Genomic DNA, 19,672 nt, shown 5'->3' on the forward strand with positions numbered 1-19,672 from the left:
GACGAGACGTACGTCGCGGTCCGGCCCGTCCACTGTACCGCGCCGCGCCGCCGTGCGTGGGATCGGTGGACGACGTGCCCCACGTTGGGTACCGGGTCGGCTGACCGCTTCTCGACGCACGTAGGAGGCGACCATGCCCGCCAAGGAAGAACTGCCCTCGACCATCCAGCGCTCCCCGAAGAAGGCCCAGCGCACCTGGTCCAAGGCGCACGACAACGCCGTCGACGAGTACGGCGAGGGCGAGCGCGCCCACCGCACGGCGTTCTCCGCCCTCAAGCACTCCTTCGAGAAGGTCGGCGACCACTGGGAGGCCAAGGGCGAGAAGGGCCCCTCGGACCAGCAGGCCGAGAAGACCGGCGCGGCGGCCCGCAAGGGCGGGAAGACCGCCGAGGGCGTCGACGCCAACGCGAGCAAGAAGCACCTGATGGAGGTCGCCCGCAAGCTCGACATCTCCGGCCGCTCGACGATGAGGAAGGACGAGCTGGTCGAGGCGATCAAGAAGGAGAACCGCAAGGAGACGCGGAAGAGCCGGTCGTAGCCGCGTCCTCGAGGCGTACGCCGGCGAGCGCGTCGGCCGCGCGCGACCGGGCGAGGTTCCACTCCCAGAGATCGCTCCCGGCTCCGGTCCCCGTGCGGCCGGCGAGCACACACGACCGCTCGTCGGGAGTGAGGTCCGCGGAGCCGTCGACCAGCGTGGGGACCGCGTCGTCGGAGAGCCCCTGCAGGTAGGTCCAGTCGACGCGGCCGGTGTCGGCGTACCGCTCCAGGTTGTGGTCGGCCACCCACGCCTCGGGGTTCACCGCGGCCAGCCCGAGCAGCGCGACGACACCGCTGACGAGCGCGAACCGCGGGAACCACGTCGACCGCAGCACGACCACGGCTGCGAAGGAGGCCAGCACCAGCAGCCCGAGCCAGCCCTCCACCACGTCGACGAGCAGCCGCAGCGTCGTGAACCCGTAGGCCTCCTGGTAGAGGTGCATCCGGTGCAGCGCCGAGCCGACGACGACGAGCGTCTCGAGGCACAGCACCCCGAGCGCGCCGCGCAGCCAGGCCCGGTCGGCGGCGGTCGCCCGCGGCGCCTTGCGGGCCGCCGCCCACACGACGAGCAGCGTGAGCGCGGTGGCGACGGTGAGCTGGCCGAAGCCTTGGTGGACGTACTCCGCGTAGGTCAGCCCCGTCGTCCGCCGCAGGTGGTCGTGGCCCGCGAGCACCACCGTGGCCTGCGCGACCAGGAACACCGCGAACACCCCGACCACGACCAGCACCGGCGCCAGCCACTCGAACCGGCGTCCCACCGGGCGCGGGTCGCCGGTCCCGCGGTCGACGCGCGGCGCGTCGAGGGCGAGGTACGCCGCCGCCAGCACCACCCCGCCGACCGCGACGGTCACGAACACCCGCGCCACCAGCAGGTCGGTCGTCAGGTCCGGGACCGCCGCGTCGACCCACTCGGCGAGCAGCGCGTCCGCGGAGACGAGCAGCGCCCCGAAGACGACCAGCCCGAGCACCGACCACACCAGCGTGCGCAGCACCGCCGCCCCCTGGCCCCGACCCGTCAGCCTCGCGACGGTCCGGCCCAGCCACGGCAGCCCGCGCAGGCCCGCCAGCGGCCAGGCCAGCCCGGTCAGCACGATCCCCGCTGCCGTCCGCGGCCGGGTCACCCCGCACAGCGCGGTCGCGACCCCGGCCAGCAGGCACAGCACGACGAGCCACTCCGCGTCCCGGACGACCGTCGTCACGGCCAGCAGCACGCAGAGTCCCGCGCAGCCCAGCGTCCACGGGTCCCGGCGGCGCGGTGTCGCCGCGAGCAGCACCCCGCCGGCCGCGAGCAGGACGAGCAGCGTCCCGAGCCCCAGGTCCCGCTCCACCAGGAGCGTCGCCGCGAGCGCCCCGGTCGCGAGCGCCCCGCCCAGCAGGCCCAGCCGCGGCGGCACCGGCCGCGCCGGCCAGAACCCGCCGAAGAGGTCGTCCAGCACGCCGGGCGCAGCCACGCCGGCTGCTCGCACGTCGGCTGGTCGAGGAGGTTGGGCAGCAACCGTCTCCGAACCCGCCGACCCGACCGGCTCATCGGCCACCCGCTCCGGCGGCGACAACGGCAGCACGACGCGCACCCGCGCCCCGCCCGGACCGTCCGGCCCGCCCTCGGGCTCGACGAAGCCGATCGTCCCGCCGTGCAGGTCGCTGACCCAGCGGGCGATGGCGAGCCCGAGACCGGTCCCGCCGCCGGTGGCGTCGCCGGCGGCCAGCGTGCCGAACGGCTCGAAGACCCTCTCCCGATCGGCCGGGGCGATCCCCGGCCCGGCGTCGTGGACCTCGACGACGTACCGCTCTCCCTCCTGCCCCGCCTCCACCCGCACCGTGCTGCCGGCGGGGCTGTGCCGCGAGGCGTTGTCGAGCAGGTTCGCGACGAGCTGGTGCAGGCGGGCGGGGTCGGCGGCGACGACGAGGTCCGGCGGCGAGACGCGCACGTCGTACGTCACCGGGCGGCCGAGCACCTCGGCCTCGGCGACCGCGTCGGCGAGCAGCGCCGCGAGCCGGACGGGCTCGGGGACCAGCGGTGCGCGGCCGGCGTCGACGCGGGCCAGGTCGAGCAGGTCCTCGACGAGCCGGCTGGTCCGCTCCGCCTGGCCGAGTGCCACCTGGAGCGCGGCGGGGTCGGCAGGGCCGACGCCGTCGGCGAGGTTCTCCAGCAGCGCGCGCATGCCGGTGAGGGGGGTGCGCAGCTCGTGGCTGACGTTCGCGACGAGCTCGCGCCGCTGGCGGTCGACGGCGGCGAGGTCCGCGGCCATCGTGTTGAAGGCGCGGGCCAGCTCGCCGACCTCGTCGCGGGACGTCTCCGGCACGCGCACGCCGTGGTCGCCGGTCGCCATCCGTCGCGCGGCCGCGGTCATCTGGCGCAGCGGCGAGGTCATCCCGGCCGCGAGCAGCTGCGTGACGGCGAGCGCGAGGGCGACGGTGACGGGCACCCCGAGCCAGGGAGGTACGCCGCCGGCCCGGCCGAGCGTGGCGACCGCGGTCGCGACCAGGACGCTCGCGGCGACCAGCAGCCCGAGCTTGACCTTGATCGAGCGGACCGCCGCGAGCGGCTGCGGGGTCACGAGGCGCCCCCGGCCGTCGGCACCTCGAGCGCGTAGCCGACCCCGTGCACGGTCCGCACCAGCTCGGCACCGATCTTCGCGCGCAGCCCCTTGACGTGGCTGTCGACCGTGCGCGTGCCGGACGCGCCGGCCCACCCCCACACCTCGGCCATCAGCCGCTCGCGGGTCACCACCGCGCCGGGCGAGGACGCCAGGCACAGCAGCAGGTCGAACTCGGTCGGCGTCAGCCGCACCTCCTCCTCCCCGCGCCAGACCCGCCGCGCGGGCGGGTCGACCCGGAGGTCGCCCAGCTCGAGGGCCCGCCGGCCGGCCATCTCGGCGGCCCGGTCGACCCGGCGCAGCAGCGCGGCGACCCGAGCCACGAGCTCCTTCATCCGGAACGGCTTGGTCAGGTAGTCGTCGGCCCCCACGGCGAGCCCCACCAGCACGTCGGCCTCGTCCGCACGCGCGGTCAGCATCAGCACGGGCACCGGCCGGTCGGCCTGGATGCGCCGGCACACCTCGTGCCCGTCGTACCCGGGCAGCATCAGGTCGAGCACCACCACGTCCGGCCGGTGCTCGGCGTGCGCCGCGACCGCGGCCGGCCCGTCGACGGCCCGCACGACGTCGTACCCCTCCGCCACCAGCCGGTCGGACACCGCCTGGTTGATGACCGGGTCGTCCTCGACGACGAGGACCGTGCGACGCGCGCTGCTCATGCCGCGAGCGTAGGAGCGCGGGGCAGCAGGAGCCGCGGATGAGGTGTGGAGATCCTGTGCAGGTCGCTCCCGGGCCTGCAACGGCACGAGACCGCCCGCCCCAGAGGGCGAACGGCCTCGTGCTCTCGGCGCCGGTCCGCAGGACCGCCGACGTTCAGCCCGCGAGTCGCGACTCGCGGTCGTAGTTGGAGCCCAGGTGGGCGGGCTGACGGGCCCACCGGAACGCGAACACCATCACCAGCAGCGTCGCGACGTACGGCAGCATCTCGATGAACTGGTGCGGGACACCGAGCCCGATGACCTGCGCCTTCTGGCCGAGCACGTCCATGCCAGCGAAGAAGGCAGCACCGGCGACGACGTACAGCGGGCGCCAGCCGCCGAGGAACGCCAGCGCGATGACCAGCCACCCGCGGCCGGCGATCATGCCGTCGGTGTAGATCCCGGTGAAGTGCAGCGGGAAGTAGGCACCGGCCACGGCCACCAGGCCGGAGCCGACGATCGTCGACCACGTGCGCGCCAGGTTGACGTTGATGCCGAGGCTGTCGGCGGCCTTGGGATTCTCGCCCACCGAGCGGAAGTTCAGCCCGGCCCCGGTGCGCTGCATGAACCAGTACAACCCGACCGAGAGCAGCACCACGAAGAAGAACACGTAGTCCTGCCGGAAGAGCGGCTCGCCGATCACTGGGATGTCGGAGAGCAGTGGGATCTCGTGCTTGGTGAGCGTGTCGATCTTCGGCGGCGTCATCGTGACGCCGATGACCTCGCGGTAGAGCAGGCCCGCCGCGCCGGTGGCGGCGAAGAAGAGGGCCAGGCCGACCACGAACTGGTCCAGCCGGAGCTGGGTCGTCATGACCGTGAGGATCAGGCCGACGAGCGCACCGACGGCGAAGGCGATGAGCAGGCCGCCGAGGTTGGACCCCATCTTGTAGGCGACCACGAAGCCCACGGACGCGCCGAGGGCCATCACGCCCTCCTGCGTCACGTTGAAGACGCCGGTGCGACCGCTGAGGATCGTGCCCTGGGCGGCGAGGGTGAAGACCACCCACATCGGGACCACGAGGGTCAGGAACTCGCTCATGCTGCACCCCTCAGGCGGTTGCGGACGATGTCACTGAGCAGCAAGAAGAGCAGGATGAGCGCCTCGATCACGAGGACCATCTCCACCGGGACCGACGCGACCAGCTGCATGGTCCCGGCGCCGAACTCCAGCACCGCGATGCCGAAGGCGATGAACGGCAGGGCGAGCATCGAGCCGCGCGCCATGAGGCCGACGATGATGCCGAGGATCAGGAAGTTCGACTGCATCCCCTCGAGCATCCGGCCCTGGACCCCGGCGACGTCGATCGCGCCAGCGAGACCAGCGGCACCGCCACCGATCACGAGACCGGCACCCGCCAGCCGGGACGTCTTCACGCCGTTGATGAGCGAGGCGCGCGGGTTGTCGCCGACCGCCCGCATCTCGAAGCCGGTCGGGGTGAAGCGCATCCCGACGGCGATGAAGACGGCGAGCGCGAGCACGAGGAGGACGCCGCTGTGCAGGCCCGGCGCCTCGCCGATGAGTGGGAGCCGCGCGCCGTCCCCGACCGGGGTGGTCGCGGGGTGGCCGGCACCCGCGTCGGGCCAGACCGACGTCGCGACCCAGTCGATGAGCCGGAAGGAGACGAAGTTCAGCAGCACGGTGCTGAGGACCTCGTTGACCCGGAAGCGCACCAGCAGCACCGCCGCGATGCCGGCCCACAGTGCACCCGCGAGGACACCGGCGACGAGCATCGCCGGGAGGAGCAGGATCGCCGGCAGGTCGGAGAACGTGATGCCGATGGCCGCTCCGCCCGTCGCCCCGAGGAGCAGCTGCCCCTCCGCTCCGATGTTGAACTTGCCGGTGGCCAGCGGGATGGCGAAGGCGTAGGCACACAGCACGATCGGCACCCACTTGTGGAGCGTCTCGACCATGCCGAAGCGGGAGTCGAAGGAGCTGGTCAGGACCGCCTCGAGGGCGTCCACGGCGGAGTAGCCCATGGCCTGGATCAGCAGGCCGCCGACGAGGAACGCCAGCACGACCGACGCGACGTACGGCAGGACCGTCCACGCGACGCCGGTGACCGCTCCCGACCCGTGTTCGCGCGGGGCCGGGGCGGACGGCGGACCGCCGCTCCCCGGGGTCGGAGGAGTCTGCTCGACGGTGCTCATGCGGCGCCTCCGACGCTCGTGCCGAGGCCGGTCATCCGGCGCCCGATCTCGTAGGGGTCGACTCGGTCGCTGCGCCACTCGCCGGCGTGCGAGCCCTGGTAGAGCGCGATGACCCGGTCGGCGATGGCGATGACCTCGTCGAGGTCCTCGGAGATCACCACCACCGAGCAGCCGGCGGCCGTGACCTCGCGGATCTGCTCGTAGACGAACCGGGTCGACCCGATGTCCAGACCCCGGGTGGGGTTGTGCAGGACCAGCAGCCGGGGCCGGTGCGCGAAGGCGCGCGCGAGGATGACGCGCTGGATGTTGCCGCCGGACAGGTCGCCGGCGCGGGTCGCCGGGGAGTCTGCCCGGATGGCGAACTTCTCGATCGCCTCTTGCGCCCGCTGCCGGGCCGCACGCCAGTCGATCAGCCCGTTCTTGCGGACCCGCGCGCTGCGGTGGGAGCCGAGCAGGAGGTTCTCGGTGATCCCGGAGGTGGGCAGGATGCCGTCGCGGTGCCGGTCCTCGGGCACGTAGGCGACGCCCGCGTCGAGCCACTGTGCGGTCGCCCGGTCGGACAGCACGAGGTCGTCGATGGTGATGGAGCCGCTCTGCAGCGGGCGCACGCCCGCGAGCGCCTCGGCCAGCTCGACCTGGCCGTTGCCGGCCACGCCGGCGAACCCGACGATCTCGCCCTTCCCGACCTCGAGGTCGAAGCCGGAGATCAGCTCGACGTCGTGGTCGTTGCGGACGGTCATCCCCCGGACCGAGACGCCGGGCTCGAAGGTGGTCTCCGGCACGTCCCCGACCACGGTGCCCTGCGGTGCGGTCCCGAGGGCGACGGCCTCCGTCACGGTCGGGGCCTGGTAGGTGCCGTGGCTCTCGCCGACCATGATCGCGGCGAGGTGGTCGGCGTCGGTCTCGGCCCGGTCGAGGGTCTGGACGCGGGCGCCGTCCCGCATGACCGTCATCTTGTCGCAGACGGCCAGCGTCTCCCGGATCTTGTGGGTGATCAGGATGACGCTCATCCCCTCCGCCACCATCGTGCGTAGGGACGTGAAGAGCGCGTCGACCTCCTGGGGCGTCAGGTTGGTGGTCGGCTCGTCGAGGATGAGCACGCTGGCGCCGCGGTAGAGCGCCTTGATGATCTCCACGCGCTGGCGGATGCCGACCGGGAGCTCCTCCATCACGGCGTCGGGGTCGACGTGGAGACCGAAGCGCTCGCTGATGTCCGCGATGCGCGCCCGCGCTGCGCTGAGGCCCGCGCCGTGCGAGCCGCCCTCGAGGGTCGTGCCGAGCACGACGTTCTCGACCACGGTGTAGGTGTCGACCTGGAGGAAGGTCTGGTGCACCATGCCGACGCCGAGCTCGATGGCGTCCCGCGGGGACGTGATCGTGACCTCACGGCCGTCGATGCGCACGGCCCCGGAGTCGGCCCGGTAGAGCCCGAACAGCACGTTCATCAGGGTCGTCTTGCCGGCGCCGTTGCCACCGAGCAGCCCGTGCACCTCCCGCGCGCCGACCTGGAGCGAGACCGCGTCGAGCGCCCGCACCGGACCGAACGTCTTCACCACCTCGGTCATCTCGAGGCGAGGTGCGGTGGTCACGTCACTTCACCTCGGACTGGTCGAGCTCGACCTCGGTGGCACCGCTCTCGACGTCCGCGACGGCCTGCTCCGCGGCCTTCTTGGCCTCGGCCGGCACGTTGTCGCCGATGGAGACGTCCGCGCCCTTGCCGAAGCCCATGACGTAGACGCCGGTCCGGGTGCCGGCCTCGATCTCGTCCAGGATCGCCTGGAGCGGCTTCGCGAAGTCGTAGAGGACGGTGGCCGCGTAGTGCTCCGGGTCGTTGGCGGACTTGTCGGTGTACTTCACCGTGATCCAGTTCTTGCCGGCCGGGGTGCCCTTCATCGCCTCGAACGCGCCGACGACGCCGAGGTTGAGCGACGTCACGATGACGTCGTTGCCGCCGCTGAGGAGCTGCGAGGTGAACTGGGTGGCCTTGACGGTGTCGTTGAAGTCGCCCGTCCACACCGGCTTGAGGTCAGCGTCCTTGCCCGAGTCCTCGATGCCCTGCTCGAGCGCGTGGACCTCGGCGTAGGAGAACGGCAGCGACAGCCCACCCAGGTAGCCGACCTTGCCGGAGCTCGACAGGTTCGCCGCAAGCACGCCGAGCGGGTAGAAGACGGTGTGGAAGTTGCGGTCGATCACCCACAGGTTCTCCGGCTGGTCCTCCGGCACCCCGTCGAACTCCGCGATGAAGTTCACGTCGGGGTTCTCGGCGGCAACCTTCGCGGTGGCGTCGTAGAACTGCGAGCCGTGCGTCCAGACGACCGAGTAGCCGCCCGACACGTACTGCCGGAGCTTGCCCTCGATGTCGGGGACCGCGACGCTCTCGGCGTAGGAGATCTCCGCACCGTCCTTCTCCGCGGCCTTGAGGGCGTCGAGGCCCAGCGCGTTCAGGTCGGCGTCGGTCACGGGACCGGAGAAGATGCCGGCGACCTTGTCGCCGCCTCCGCCCGCACTCTCGTCGGATCCTCCACAGGCGGTCAGTGCCAGGCCCAGGCTCAGGGCTGCTGCGACGGCAGCAAGTCGGCGAACAGGACGCATCGGCGTCTCCTTCAGATCATCGGCAGGGCAGCCGTCCCCACAGACGAGCAGCTCAGGATCTGCTCCGGGCCCTGCGGTGTGATCCACAACATAAGGAGAAAAGGACCCCTCTGAAGTGGGCCGAAGGTGCCAAAGGGTCCACCGGGTTGTTGTGAGGTCCGGAGGTGGCGAGCAGGCGGATCACCAGTGGATGACCATCCGGTAACAGTCCGTTCGGGCGCCCCGCAGAGGGACACAGAGCGCCCGAACGACGAAGGGCCCGGCAGCGCTGCTGCCGGGCCCTTCGGGTGGTGGTGGAGCTGAGGGGATTCGAACCCCTGACCTTCTCATTGCGAATGTGAAATCGGGCCCCTCGTGGCTCCCGCCGCTGACCGCGTACTCAGCGAAACTCCAGGTCAAGCACGAGATTGGCATCTTGCTGGAGTTGGCTGGAGTTGGCTGCTGAGCGCTGGGCTACTGCACCCCAACTGCACCCCGGGCAGCGATCCGCGACGGCGAAACGCGGCTGGCTCGGATCGGCGTAGCGTTGATCATTGACAGGCCAGGAGGCCACCGTCCGCGACAGCGGGGTGCCCTCTTGGTCTTCCTCATGTTCGGCGCGGTGGCTTCCTCATCACTCCGAGAGAGGAATCACCATGAAGACCCACACGGTCGATGACCCCGTGCTTACCCGGCACGAGGCAGCCGCCTACTGCGGCGTTCACGTCGCGACGGTGGATCGCGCCAGGAAGGCCGGCGAGCTCCGAGCCATCGTCAAGGACCGACTCATCCGACATCGCCGTAGCCACCTTGACGCTTGGCTCGGCAGTCACGAGGTCGGAGGCGATGAGTGATGGACAGCATCATCCTCTCACTACCAGCAGAGGACGTCTCGCCCCTAGCAAACTTCGCCCGGGAGCACGGTGCCGTGAGCGTTTTGGACCTTATCGCCGTGATCGTTCGGCACTCCGACGATCTCAAAGCACTCCGCAAGGCGGATCGGGTAGCGGGGCGTCTGATGAACGGCCTGCTGTCTGGCGGCCTCTGACCTGCGGTTGTCCGCTTCTCCGCCTCTCACTCACGAGAGGCGGGGTTGCGAGCACCTTCAGCGAGCGTCTGGATATTGACAACCCAGTAGCGAAACTTGCTCTCGCAGATACTCGAGGGAGCGTTCCTGTCGGACAACCCCAGATCGGCCCGAGCATTCCCTAGGCTTATTGCACGGCAACAAACCTCGTGCCGCGTTGCAATAACAATATGGAAGGAGTGCGAGATATGCCCAAGAGCCATTCGGATTACCCGATCAACCTGACATTCCGGATTTCCGTCGCGCAGCGGGACTACCTCAACGACGTGGCGTCCATGCACGACGTCACCCCGAGCGACTACCTGCGAGCACTGCTCGACGCCGCGCTGGCAGCGGAAGCCAAGGCCACTCTCGGGGTGGCCGGTGCAGATGACGACACCGCCATGGCCCGCGCCCGAGAGGTCGTCGGCGCCAGCACGGAAGGGGGCAGCGATGACTGACCTCAAGAAGCTCCGCGAGGAGCTCGACCGGACCTACGACTACCAGCTCAAGGCCGAGGACGCGGTGCTCGCACAACGTCGGCGCACCAAGGAGCTAGAGGCCGTCTACAACGAGGAGCGAGCCAGCAACAACGCGCTCCCCCACCACCTGCGGGGCTGAGTCATGGACTACTACGCACAGCAGGTGTTCCAGATGCGCAACGTGCCGAACCTGAGCATCGCCGATAACCAGTTCATGGATCACTGGGAGGAGCGCGCCAGGTCGGACGATCGGCACTACGTGAAGAAGCAGGCCGCCGAGCGTAGGGAGCGCGACAGGGCCAAGGCCGCAGACGTCCTGCGGCGCATCGACGGGTTGCAGGAGGCGTTCGTTGATCTTCGCCGTAAGGCGGAGCGGAACGAGGTGTCCTGGACCGACCTGGCGAAGGCGCAGCGGCGGCTCGTCCGGGAGCGCATCACGCTGGAGAAGGTGCTCGAGTCTCTGCAGTCCAGCGAGGCTGGGATCGCGCGCATGGAGGCCGACCCCACTGCCTACTTGAGCGACTTCTACCAGCGGTTCCCGGCACTCAAGGATCGCCGGCCGAACCTCGCTGTCGACCTCGCCGAGGACCAGCGCAAGCGGGGCGTCGAGTCCCTGATGTGAACTATGCCGTCGTTCCGAGGCTAGGCGGGACGGCTGCCTCCATCCACGTACCGGGTGTCCCCGCGAGGCGCGCGCCAACGAATCTCGCGGGGCACCACAACACACCGAAGGAGTGTGTGGCAATGCCCAACCCTAGCCGTCCGGCACCCGTCACCTGGGCCGACCTGGTCCACATCCAAGCCACCCACGGCATCCGACCCACCGGCACCGACCCCGCCAAGCCCGCTCGCGTCCTGCACGCCGTCTACGCCGCGTGGGAGGCAGCGGAGGGCGTCGCGCCGGGTCGTGGCAATCTGATGCCGGTGCATCTGTTGACCGGTCACGTTCGTCAGCACCTGCGTGCCGAAGGCCGAGTCCTCGACACCGGCAGCCTGCGAGCGCTCATCGTCAACGCGCTCAACGACCCCGCCAGCGGCTTGGAGATCGAACTCCGGCCGTACCACCGCAAGGCGGCCTGAACTCCGAGCAGGCGGGGTGCTCTGCCCTAGCGCGCCAGCCCCGCCCGCTCGGTCTTCACCGAAGACGGCGACTCAGTCGCCAAGGGGACCTAACCAGCCTACGGAGCTCCCGGCCCCCGCCGTTGGTTCGAGGCAACGACGGGGGCCGGAGTTCGCGGCTAGTCAGGCCGCAGGTTGGTCAGCGAAAGGAAGCGATAAGTGACCGATAGCAATTGTGTCACAAAAGAAGCTCGTCTCAATGGCTCGAAATGAATGAGAAAGCCAGACGCCCAGATCGAGGCGCATTTCTGGGACAATAGGTAACGCGGCTGGTCACCGCATAAAAAAGCTGCAAGGAAGCGAACACATGGCAAAGACAAACAACCCGGAAGTCGGGTTGAAGAAAGCCCTGCAATACGCGGAGCGTGGCTGGCATGTCTTCCCAATGCACTTCAACAAGCAGGCCGGCGACGTTGTGAAGATGCCGCTGACGAAGTGGGCGAAAGGTGACGACAGTCAGCGCGCGACCACGGACCCAGCCGTCATCCGTCGGTGGTGGAGACGCTGGCCTCACGCGGGCGTCGGCATCGCCTGCGGGCCGAGTGAGTTGCTGGTCATCGACGTGGACGGCGACTACGGCGCTGCTTCCCTGGCCCGCCTTGAGGAGACTCTCGGGCCTCTGCCGACTACGCGCACGGTGCTCACGAGTCGCGGTCGACACCTGTACTTCAAGACGTCCGAGGACCTGCCGACTTCGGCTGGGTCACTCGGCGAAGGCGTCGACACCCGGGGCGTCGGAGGCTATGTCGTTGCTCCGCCTTCCTTGAACCAGTACACCGGCGTCAAGTACCGCTGGGCGGACAAGAACGCAGGGTTGGCCCCACTGCCCGACCCGTGGGCTTCTGCGCTCCTAGCGGCCAAGGGGCGCGGCGCTGGCACGGGGCTAGGGTCGGTCACCCGGCGCATCAGCACTACGCCCGGCGCCTACGCCCTCGCGGTTCTCGAGGACGAGCTAGACAACGTCCGTCAGGCGCATCCCGGCGAGCGGAACGACGCTCTCAACTCGGCGGCGTACTACCTCGGCCGATTCGTCGGAGGCGGCTACCTCACGGTCGATGAGGTCACGGACGCACTCGTGCGCGTTGCCGAGATGAAGGGTCTTGCGGCGGGCGAGGCCGGAGCGACTGTCGCCAGCGGGCTGGATGCGGGCAGCCAAGAGGCTCTCATCCTCCTGCAGGAGTCGAGCGCCACCGCTATGGAACGAGACATCGAGGACGCGGTCCGCAAATTGCGCATCCGAGACGCGGCCGCGCGTGCCTTCCAGGCTGAGAAGATCGCTGAGAGGCACGCCCGTTCCCGCAACGCCCGCAAGATGAGCGGTAGCGAGTTCTTCCTGGACCTCCCAGCCGAGACGCCGACGCTGTGGGGCGACGGCAAGCGCATCCTCTGGATTGACGGCGAGCCGCTGTTGATCTGCGGTGACGACGGCACCGGCAAGTCCACGATCGACCATCAGTTAATGGCCGCCCGCCTCGGCTTCCGAGACGAGCTGCTGGGCTACTCGGTCACGCCCGCCGAAGGCATCGTGCTCTACCTCGCGATGGACCGCCCCGAGCAGGCTCGTCGTGCAGGCAACCGGCTCTATCCGGACTCGGTTGATATCGACTTCCGCAGCAACCTCGCGGCAAACCTCGCGGTCTGGCGTGGCCCCTTGCCCGTTGACGTGCTGGCTGGGCCGGAGGTGCTGGCCGACTGGATTCACTCCGAGTTCGGCCCGGTCGCGGAGGTTCACGCGGACAGCCTCAAGGACGTCGCGTCGAAGCTCAGCGACGACGCCGTTGGTAGCGGCATCAACAGCGCCATTCAGGAGGTCGTGAGTCGAGGCATTAACTGGGTTGGCCTCCACCACCAGCGGAAGGCGAGCGGCGAGAACCGCAGGCCGGACTCCCTCAGCGACGTCTACGGCAGCCGTTGGCTCACGGCGGGCCAAGGGAGCGTGCTGATGCTCGTCAAGGCCGGCGAGTTCGACAAGGACCAGGTCGAGATGCGGCAGCTCAAGGAGCCGTCAGACCGGGTGCCCGCCTTGCTGCTGGAACACGACCGCAGCCGTGGCCGCACTCGGGTCGTAGAGGCCAGTCAGGACCCTGAGCAGATTCTCCGAGCAGCGGGAGAGGCAGGCGCGACCGCGCTCGACGTCGCAGCCGCGATGTACGCGAAGGACAAGAGCGAGGTCACGGGTGCTGAGAAGAAGAAGGCTGACCGGCTGCTGGCTCGGCTGGTCAAGAGTGAGGAGGCAGTCAAGCGCGCGGGTCGGAAGGGCGGCGAGGGCGGCACAGAGCCCACCCGATTCTTCCCGGTCGAGGACGAGGGCGCGCCGTGAATAGCAACAGACAGGGCAACAGACACGCGTCCTTTGGCCGGGGCAACAGACAAGCACCGGACAGCAACGGACACATTCAGCGTTTCCCCAGGCCAGGGCAACAGACAGGGCAACAGACACGGTGTCCGGTGCCAAGCAACGGACAAACCTGCGCCCCCCTAATGGGGCGCGGTGTCCGTTGGTGCCGGGTGGGCGACCGACAGAAAGGAATGTCATGAAGGAAGACAAGGTGCTGGCGTGGCTGCGCCGTCACGACTCGACGCCGCTGTTGTTCAGCGACGTCAGCCGAGCACTCATCACGAACAACAAGAAGCAGCGGGCGAGGTCGCATGAGGCGAGGAGCGAGCTGCGCTCCATCTTGGCCGACCTGGAGATGGACGGCGTCGTGTCGCTGACCGAGAGGGAAGGCCGGGAAGGGCGCGGTCTCTCTATCGCCATGCTCGGCAGGGATGGTGGCGCGCCGTGACCGAGAAGCGAGTCCGCAACCCCATGGGTGCTTCCACCCCATGCACCGCCATGACGAAACGGACAGGAAAGGCTTGCGGCAACTGGGCGCTCGTCGGGGACACCAAGTGCCGGATGCACGCCGGTAAGTCCGTCGCTGACTCGCGGGAAGCGTCCCGCATGCGCATCCTTGAGGCCGCTGACCCGGCTGCTGCGGTGCTGGTGAAGTTGGCGCTCAACTTGGACGGGCACACACCGCACAACATCCAGCTCGCGGCTGCCCGCGACATCCTGGACCGCAACGGGATCGGCAACTCGCAGACCGTCGAGGTACTCCTCAAGCCTTGGGAGAAGGATATCGAAGGTGTCTTGGTTGACGCCCCTGACGATCATTCGGAGATCGCCGACGCCGAGCTGGTCGCGGACGAGGAACCCCGATTCCTCCCGGCTCCGCGAGATTGGGACGGTCGGACCGCTGACAACGTGCCGCCGACCTACACGCGTGGCGACGTGCAGTACCGGTCTCCCTAGCCGTGGCCGACGCCAGCACGGCTAGAACGCGGGACCAGCCCTGCGTCGGGCACACGGGCCGAACCGGCGTTCTTCGCCGCTCTGCGGGGCGCTGGCAGCACCCGGCGTACCCGATTCCACCCTCTCGCGTTCGGCACCCCACAGCACCTCGCTGATCATCTAGACTTGAACCACTCGTTAGGCCAATAGGACGAGGGCAGCCGCTGAGCGGCTGGTCCCCTCCCCCACACACTGCGGCCGAACTGAGTCGCCTCTCGCGGGGGATATGGCAGCGAGATCAGGTGGCGCAGGACGGGTCTCCATCACCCTTCGGTGAGAGACCTGTCAGTGACGCGCCTTGCCACTACGCAGGCCTCTCGCCTCCTTGCTGAGAGGCCCTCGTCATGACCAAGCGTCCACTTCTGACTGGACTCGTCGGAGCCCTGAACTTCCTCGCCGCGCTTCTGCACCTTGCTCGTGCCCGACCCCGAATCGGGGTTCGTACACACGAGGAAGCAGGACACATGAACGTCATCGGATACCTCCGGGTGTCGACCGAGGAGCAGGCCAGCAGCGGCCTCGGACTGGACGCCCAACGCGCCCGCATCACCTCCGAGGCCGCACATCGCGGCTGGACGGTGCGCTGGCTCCCTGATGAGGGCTACAGCGCCAAGAACCTCCACCGCCCGGCGTTGACGGAGGCGCTTCACCTCCTAGCCGCTGGCGAGGCCGACGCACTCGTCGTCGCGAAGTTGGACCGTTTAAGCCGGAGCGTCGTCGACTTCTCCAACACGCTCGCCACCGCGAAGAAGCAGGGCTGGGCTGTGGTTCTGCTCGACCTCGGCGTGGACACCGCGACTCCGAATGGGAAGTTGGTCGCCGGCCTCATGGCTCAGATCGCGGAGTGGGAGCGCGAACTCATTGGCCAGCGCACCCGCGAGGCCCTGGCAGCGGCGAAGGCACGCGGTCAGCGACTCGGACGCCCGCGCTGCACGCCTGACGAGGTCGTAGCGCAGGTGGTTGCGCTTCACGACGACGGGCTCAGCCTGCGCGCCATCGCCCGGACCCTGACCGACGCTTCCGTCCCTACGACACGAGGGGCGGTCGAGTGGCGACCGTCCACCGTGCGTCGCATCCTCACCGGACACCGGCTCGACCTCGAAGCGCTGGCTTCGCAGACGGCGGAGGCCCTCTGATGGCCAGGCCAGAGGTGTCGGAGCGACGAATTGACCGGGGTCTCTATGAGGTGACCCGTACGTACGACGACGGGCACGTGGAGGTGCGCTTCAAGATCCGCTACGCCAACGGCAGCGGCAGGATGGTTAGCGACTCAAAGTTCACGACCGAGAGCAAGGCTCGGTCCGCACTGGCCCGCCGGAGGACGCAGGTCATGGACGGTGACCACATCGACCCGAGATCAGCGGATGCCAAGTTCAAGAAGGTCGCCGACGATTGGGTTGCGGCGCACCCCGATTGGAAGGAGCGGACTCGGCGGGCCAACGGGTGGACCGTCGACAAGAAGCTCGCGCCGCTGCACGACAAGCGCATGAAGCAGATCACGACCGAAACCGTCTACTCGTTCCGGGTCGACCTCATGAACACCGTGTCTGAACGAGGAGGGCTACCCGCCGCATCCAGCGTGAACCGCACGATGACTGTTCTCTACGCGATCTGCGAACACGCACGATTGAAGCGGCACCTGTCGGTGAATCCCTGCGCTGACTTGAAGGCTGTCAAGGGAGGAAGTCGCGAGATCGTCCCTCCGACCCTCAAGGAGGTCGAGGCGCTCGTGCGCCGTATGGCTGAGCCAACGCCGGAACGTATTGACGCGTTGGGCCGCAGGTACAAGGAGCAGCCTGCTGATCGTCGCTGGGCCGTGCTCGTTGAAGTCGCTGCCTGGACAGGGCTGCGGGCCGGCGAGCTGGCGGGCCTCAAGGTCGCAGACCTCGACCTCGACGCCGGGACGCTCGCGGTTCGCCGGACGGTCATCGACACCAAGGGCGGTCTACGAGAGGACACCCCCAAGAGCCTGCGCAGCCGTCGGGTTGTCGACTTGGGGCGCCAGGTCACGGCCCTGCTCAAGAAGCACACGAAGGGGATGAAGCGCACCGACTACGTGTTTGGCCAGGGCGACAAGCCGCTGCGGCACAACCAGTTCCAAGGCCGCGTCTTTCGACCCGCGGCAGATGCTCTCGGGCTGACGGTCACTTTCCATGACCTGCGGCACTTCCACGCCAGCGTTCTCATCGCGAGCGGCATGGACGTCGTCGCGGTGTCCCGCAGGCTCGGTCACGCTGACTCGTCCATCACCTTGAAGAGATACGCCCACCTGTTCCGACTACGGGAGTCCGATGACGGTGCGCGTATCGATGCGCTCCGCGATGCCGCTAGCGGCGGAAAGCCCAAGAAGGCGAAGAAGCCCAGGAAGCCGTTCTGAGCCGTCTGCGATCGGGGCGGTTCGTGCCCACCGGTACGACACGCCGCCGTACGTCACACGCACAAACCGGTGCGCGTACGCCGTACGGCGGCTAACCTGCGGTTTGGTACAACTGAATGTGAAGAAGCCTGGTGGTCGACCAGGTGGACGTCGTTGGCGCGACGCCCACCCGGCCTGTCAGATGGAGCACCTACAAGGGCTCGATCGTGACGGTGACCGTTCCGTCGTCAGAAATCTGGACGGTCACCCGAAACCCAAGGCGTCGAGTGATGGTGACCTCCTCCTTCCTCACTAGTAGTTGCAACGTCATCCGAAGCCCCTGACTCATCCTCGGGGGCTTCGGACGTCTTGTATGGGGTCGTCGAGGGGTCGGCGTTGTAGACGCCCCGCCTCGGATTCCCCAGGACGCGCTCCTTCGCGAGCTTCGACATCAGCGAGCGGATGCTGCTGGGCTGCCAGTCCCACTTCGGCGCGAGTGCGTTGACGACCTGCGCGGTGGTCACATCGTGGTCGACGCCGCCCACGTACTCCACGATGGCGTCCTTCATCGGCGGCGCGATCAACGGGGTGACAACGCCAGCGGTCGACTTCTCCTCAGCCGTCCCGATCTCCACCATCTGAGGTGGCGCAGGGCTGCTGACCGTCACCTCGCCGCCTAGCCGCCGCAGGGTGGCCTCCACCTCCGCAATCGCCGCGTCGAGGTCCTCGCGCTGGGTGCGCAACTCGTCGAGCGCCTCGTTCAGGTGCTTCTCGACAACCGGATTGATGGGCATGTTGGTACCTCCTCATCTGAGGATACCTCATGATGCGGGACTTGCGGGGGCATCGCGTCCGTGTTGGCTGGCCGCTCTGTCGACCCCGCTCCCTCATCGAAGCACACCGCTGTAACTCAAAGCGGGAGAGTTGTCGCGCGGCCATAGTCCGCTCTATCAGCGACACACAGCCATGTTGCGCCCGCCAGACGCGAACCGTGGGTTTCGGGGTCGGTCGTGAGCGCGAACCTCCTCAAGCGATAACTCGCCATAGTGCAGCAATCACGGCGATGACGCCTGCAGCGAGCACAGCCACCATCACGCCGACCAGGACTTGGCCCGCGATACCGACGCCGAACGCGGCCTTCTGCAACCCTGGATAGTCCTGCGCGGCGATGGCCCGCACTCGAGACGGGAAGCCAACGAACGCCGCTACTCGACCAGCCAGCGTTCGATCTCGTCTCTCGAGGACCGTGGCTTGTCCCTCCAACATGCCGATGACCGACTCGCAGGTCTCGATCACATCGGCTGCACTCAGCGCTTCAATGTCGTCAAGTGATTGCTTCCAGTTGGCGATCCCGTGGAGCACCCCGCCAGGACCAACCTGCGCGTGACCAGCGGCCCGCGCGACGGTTGCCATCAACTTGAAGTACTCGGCTTCGTGTCCTTGCTTCGGGACACGTAGTCGATGCGAGTAGAACACCTCGTCATGCACAATGCGGGAGAGCCCAATGAGTTGCATGTAGCCGTCTCGGAACGAGACGACGTGCTGGGCCTGCGTTCGAAGCTCCTCGCTGCGTTTCATGTCTCGTCCCGCTTGCGGTCCACGCCCTCAACGTAGAGCGGACCGCAGACAGCGCCCCAGAGCCGCGCCGATCCTCTGTGTACTGGTGGCCCAAGACCGAAGGAAGGGACACCAGCATGCCGAGCACTCCGACCGTTTCCCACGGTGACGCCTACAGCGTGGGCCAGCTCGCCAAGCGACTGGGCAAGTCACACGACTTCGTCCGGCGCATGATCAGCGAGGACAAGATCGCCGTGGACGAGCGCGGCCTCATCACCAACCTCGCGCTGCACGAGTTCATGCACAACCACGCGACCGAGTTGGACTGACCCCGAGTTCCTCGCCGTGGCCTCCTTCCTTCCCCCACGGCGAGGACGGGCGGGGTCGTCGTAGCGGCCAGGACCCGAGACCTACCCGCTCCGATCCCGCCCGGTGACATCAGGCCTGGCCGTACGCCGGAGCGCTCGGCGCGTAGCCCGTCGGTGCGGGGGCACGGCTGACCAGCAGGCAGTCGCCCGACGCCGCCGACGCAACCGGGCCTTACTGGGTGTGTCCCTATTGCGGCACGCTGTTGGCGCCCGGCAACACGCGAACTGCCAACTAGAAGACGTTCCCAGGTCGCAGTTCAGCGCGCGAGGACGTCACGCCAAGCCGTGGCGGTTTCAGGGTCGAAATAGCGGCTGAACCCGCAGCCCCAGGCGATGGGCGACTTGAGCGGGGAACCGCCCCACCTAGCCTCACCGCTCACGAGTAGCCGTGAACCGACTCCGTAGGCGTACCCCGGGTCAGACGGGTCCGTGGAACCTGTGGTCGGGGGTTGCACGTCAACCGTGACCGTGTCGCCCTGGCCGCCGGAGAACCACTCCCGAACCTCAAAGGTGACTCCTGGCAGTCCCAGGTCAGCCTCGTCACCGCGGTCGGAGACCGAATCACCTACGGCCACCACTACTCCATCGAACGCGAACGCGCGTCCCGTGACGGCTTTCGGGTCGTATGACTCAACACACGAGGCTGCCCCTCCATCGGGGAGCGGTCCGCGACGATCCGCTGTGGGATTCTGCGATCCGTCACGGCTAGAGCCGCCGAGGACGCGAACGTCGCGTTCCTGACTGGCTGCCCCAGTGTCGCTGGCTGTCTCCTCGCCGGCACAAGCGCTCACGACGGCTAGAAGTCCAAAGCAGGCTCCAGTCAAGGCGACGCGTCTCAT

Annotated in this window: 21 protein-coding genes; 13 read left to right on the forward strand and 8 right to left on the reverse strand. The window is 68.5% G+C overall.

What is annotated here, in order from left to right:
* Nucleotides 1–133 precede the first annotated feature (133 nt).
* Nucleotides 134–538, forward strand: coding sequence for a ChaB family protein (locus tag H7344_RS13485; RefSeq protein WP_186346526.1), 405 nt, complete (start codon nt 134–136; stop codon nt 536–538).
* Here the strand turns inward: H7344_RS13485 and H7344_RS13490 are convergent.
* From H7344_RS13490 to H7344_RS13515, 6 genes are all read right to left on the reverse strand, one after another.
* On the reverse strand, nt 495–3,095 hold the full coding sequence (locus tag H7344_RS13490; RefSeq protein ID WP_186346527.1) for a DUF4153 domain-containing protein: 2,601 nt from the start codon (nt 3,093–3,095) through the stop codon (nt 495–497). The genes H7344_RS13485 and H7344_RS13490 overlap by 44 nt on opposite strands.
* Nucleotides 3,092–3,793: a response regulator transcription factor gene (locus tag H7344_RS13495; protein ID WP_186346528.1), complete on the reverse strand. Its 702-nt coding sequence runs from the start codon at nt 3,791–3,793 to the stop codon at nt 3,092–3,094. The genes H7344_RS13490 and H7344_RS13495 overlap by 4 nt, the downstream gene beginning before the upstream one ends.
* Nucleotides 3,794–3,947: 154 nt before the next feature.
* Entirely contained in the window at nt 3,948–4,871 is a 924-nt protein-coding gene (locus H7344_RS13500; RefSeq protein WP_186346529.1) for an ABC transporter permease, read from the reverse strand.
* Nucleotides 4,868–5,980, reverse strand: coding sequence for an ABC transporter permease (locus H7344_RS13505; protein WP_186346530.1), 1,113 nt, complete (start codon nt 5,978–5,980; stop codon nt 4,868–4,870). Before H7344_RS13505 ends, H7344_RS13500 begins: the two co-directional genes overlap by 4 nt.
* Nucleotides 5,977–7,569, reverse strand: coding sequence for an ABC transporter ATP-binding protein (locus tag H7344_RS13510; protein ID WP_186346531.1), 1,593 nt, complete (start codon nt 7,567–7,569; stop codon nt 5,977–5,979). The genes H7344_RS13505 and H7344_RS13510 overlap by 4 nt, the downstream gene beginning before the upstream one ends.
* Before the next feature lies 1 nt (nt 7,570).
* Complete coding sequence (locus tag H7344_RS13515) at nt 7,571–8,572, reverse strand: BMP family protein (RefSeq protein WP_260989536.1); 1,002 nt, start codon at nt 8,570–8,572, stop codon at nt 7,571–7,573.
* 635 nt (nt 8,573–9,207) lie between these two features.
* On the opposite strand from H7344_RS13515, the gene H7344_RS13520 reads away from it, so the two are divergent.
* The 11 genes from H7344_RS13520 to H7344_RS21230 all read left to right on the forward strand — a co-directional run bounded on the left by H7344_RS13520 (nt 9,208) and on the right by H7344_RS21230 (nt 16,929).
* A complete protein-coding gene (locus H7344_RS13520; RefSeq protein WP_186346533.1) occupies nt 9,208–9,405 on the forward strand; it encodes a helix-turn-helix transcriptional regulator in 198 nt (65 codons plus the stop codon).
* Nucleotides 9,405–9,599 carry a hypothetical protein gene (locus tag H7344_RS13525; RefSeq protein ID WP_186346534.1) on the forward strand — a complete coding sequence of 65 codons (195 nt, stop codon included), beginning with the start codon at nt 9,405–9,407 and terminating at the stop codon, nt 9,597–9,599. The genes H7344_RS13520 and H7344_RS13525 overlap by 1 nt, the downstream gene beginning before the upstream one ends.
* Before the next feature lie 227 nt (nt 9,600–9,826).
* A complete protein-coding gene (locus H7344_RS13530) occupies nt 9,827–10,078 on the forward strand; it encodes a hypothetical protein (RefSeq protein ID WP_186346535.1) in 252 nt (83 codons plus the stop codon).
* Entirely contained in the window at nt 10,071–10,238 is a 168-nt protein-coding gene (locus H7344_RS13535) for a hypothetical protein (protein ID WP_186346536.1), read from the forward strand. Before H7344_RS13530 ends, H7344_RS13535 begins: the two co-directional genes overlap by 8 nt.
* A gap of 3 nt (nt 10,239–10,241) precedes the next feature.
* Nucleotides 10,242–10,721 (forward strand): hypothetical protein, encoded by a 480-nt coding sequence (locus tag H7344_RS13540; protein ID WP_186346537.1) that lies wholly within the window; start codon nt 10,242–10,244, stop codon nt 10,719–10,721.
* A 116-nt stretch (nt 10,722–10,837) separates the two neighbouring features.
* The gene (locus H7344_RS13545) at nt 10,838–11,179 is read left to right on the forward strand and encodes a hypothetical protein (RefSeq protein WP_186346538.1); all 342 of its coding nucleotides are present in this window, start codon (nt 10,838–10,840) and stop codon (nt 11,177–11,179) included.
* Between the two features lie 346 nt (nt 11,180–11,525).
* Nucleotides 11,526–13,538, forward strand: a complete 2,013-nt coding sequence (locus H7344_RS13550; protein WP_186346539.1) for a bifunctional DNA primase/polymerase — start codon at nt 11,526–11,528, stop codon at nt 13,536–13,538.
* A 214-nt stretch (nt 13,539–13,752) separates the two neighbouring features.
* The gene (locus tag H7344_RS13555) at nt 13,753–14,004 is read left to right on the forward strand and encodes a hypothetical protein (RefSeq protein ID WP_186346540.1); all 252 of its coding nucleotides are present in this window, start codon (nt 13,753–13,755) and stop codon (nt 14,002–14,004) included.
* Complete coding sequence (locus tag H7344_RS13560) at nt 14,001–14,513, forward strand: hypothetical protein (protein ID WP_186346541.1); 513 nt, start codon at nt 14,001–14,003, stop codon at nt 14,511–14,513. The genes H7344_RS13555 and H7344_RS13560 overlap by 4 nt, the downstream gene beginning before the upstream one ends.
* Before the next feature lie 503 nt (nt 14,514–15,016).
* The gene (locus tag H7344_RS13565) at nt 15,017–15,688 is read left to right on the forward strand and encodes a recombinase family protein (protein WP_186346542.1); all 672 of its coding nucleotides are present in this window, start codon (nt 15,017–15,019) and stop codon (nt 15,686–15,688) included.
* A gap of 77 nt (nt 15,689–15,765) precedes the next feature.
* Nucleotides 15,766–16,929 carry a tyrosine-type recombinase/integrase gene (locus H7344_RS21230; protein WP_186346543.1) on the forward strand — a complete coding sequence of 388 codons (1,164 nt, stop codon included), beginning with the start codon at nt 15,766–15,768 and terminating at the stop codon, nt 16,927–16,929.
* 227 nt (nt 16,930–17,156) lie between these two features.
* Here H7344_RS21230 and H7344_RS13575 read toward each other — a convergent pair whose 3' ends face one another.
* Both H7344_RS13575 and H7344_RS13580 read right to left on the reverse strand, forming a co-directional pair.
* Nucleotides 17,157–17,702, reverse strand: coding sequence for a hypothetical protein (locus H7344_RS13575; RefSeq protein ID WP_186346544.1), 546 nt, complete (start codon nt 17,700–17,702; stop codon nt 17,157–17,159).
* 232 nt (nt 17,703–17,934) lie between these two features.
* A complete protein-coding gene (locus H7344_RS13580) occupies nt 17,935–18,486 on the reverse strand; it encodes a hypothetical protein (protein ID WP_186346545.1) in 552 nt (183 codons plus the stop codon).
* A gap of 116 nt (nt 18,487–18,602) precedes the next feature.
* Here H7344_RS13580 and H7344_RS13585 point away from each other — a divergent pair, with 116 nt between their 5' ends.
* Nucleotides 18,603–18,794 (forward strand): hypothetical protein, encoded by a 192-nt coding sequence (locus H7344_RS13585; protein WP_186346546.1) that lies wholly within the window; start codon nt 18,603–18,605, stop codon nt 18,792–18,794.
* Nucleotides 18,795–19,672 lie beyond the last annotated feature (878 nt).

The sequence above is a fragment of the Nocardioides deserti genome, assembly GCF_014266025.1.
In the GTDB taxonomy this organism is placed as follows: domain Bacteria; phylum Actinomycetota; class Actinomycetes; order Propionibacteriales; family Nocardioidaceae; genus Nocardioides; species Nocardioides deserti.

Bases quoted from the DNA above. Each gene is read 5' to 3' on its own strand.
- H7344_RS13500 (WP_186346529.1), bottom strand. From the start codon at position 4,871: ATGAGCGAGTTCCTGACCCTCGTGGTCCCGATGTGGGTGGTCTTCACC.
- H7344_RS13540 (WP_186346537.1), top strand. From the start codon at position 10,242: ATGGACTACTACGCACAGCAGGTGTTCCAGATGCGCAACGTGCCGAAC.
- H7344_RS13575 (WP_186346544.1), bottom strand. From the start codon at position 17,702: ATGCCCATCAATCCGGTTGTCGAGAAGCACCTGAACGAGGCGCTCGAC.
- H7344_RS13535 (WP_186346536.1), top strand. From the start codon at position 10,071: ATGACTGACCTCAAGAAGCTCCGCGAGGAGCTCGACCGGACCTACGAC.
- H7344_RS13580 (WP_186346545.1), bottom strand. From the start codon at position 18,486: ATGAAACGCAGCGAGGAGCTTCGAACGCAGGCCCAGCACGTCGTCTCG.
- H7344_RS13525 (WP_186346534.1), top strand. From the start codon at position 9,405: ATGGACAGCATCATCCTCTCACTACCAGCAGAGGACGTCTCGCCCCTA.
- H7344_RS13505 (WP_186346530.1), bottom strand. From the start codon at position 5,980: ATGAGCACCGTCGAGCAGACTCCTCCGACCCCGGGGAGCGGCGGTCCG.
- H7344_RS13585 (WP_186346546.1), top strand. From the start codon at position 18,603: ATGCCGAGCACTCCGACCGTTTCCCACGGTGACGCCTACAGCGTGGGC.
- H7344_RS13555 (WP_186346540.1), top strand. From the start codon at position 13,753: ATGAAGGAAGACAAGGTGCTGGCGTGGCTGCGCCGTCACGACTCGACG.
- H7344_RS13530 (WP_186346535.1), top strand. From the start codon at position 9,827: ATGCCCAAGAGCCATTCGGATTACCCGATCAACCTGACATTCCGGATT.
- H7344_RS13550 (WP_186346539.1), top strand. From the start codon at position 11,526: ATGGCAAAGACAAACAACCCGGAAGTCGGGTTGAAGAAAGCCCTGCAA.
- H7344_RS13520 (WP_186346533.1), top strand. From the start codon at position 9,208: ATGAAGACCCACACGGTCGATGACCCCGTGCTTACCCGGCACGAGGCA.
- H7344_RS13565 (WP_186346542.1), top strand. From the start codon at position 15,017: ATGAACGTCATCGGATACCTCCGGGTGTCGACCGAGGAGCAGGCCAGC.
- H7344_RS13495 (WP_186346528.1), bottom strand. From the start codon at position 3,793: ATGAGCAGCGCGCGTCGCACGGTCCTCGTCGTCGAGGACGACCCGGTC.
- H7344_RS13515 (WP_260989536.1), bottom strand. From the start codon at position 8,572: ATGCGTCCTGTTCGCCGACTTGCTGCCGTCGCAGCAGCCCTGAGCCTG.
- H7344_RS13485 (WP_186346526.1), top strand. From the start codon at position 134: ATGCCCGCCAAGGAAGAACTGCCCTCGACCATCCAGCGCTCCCCGAAG.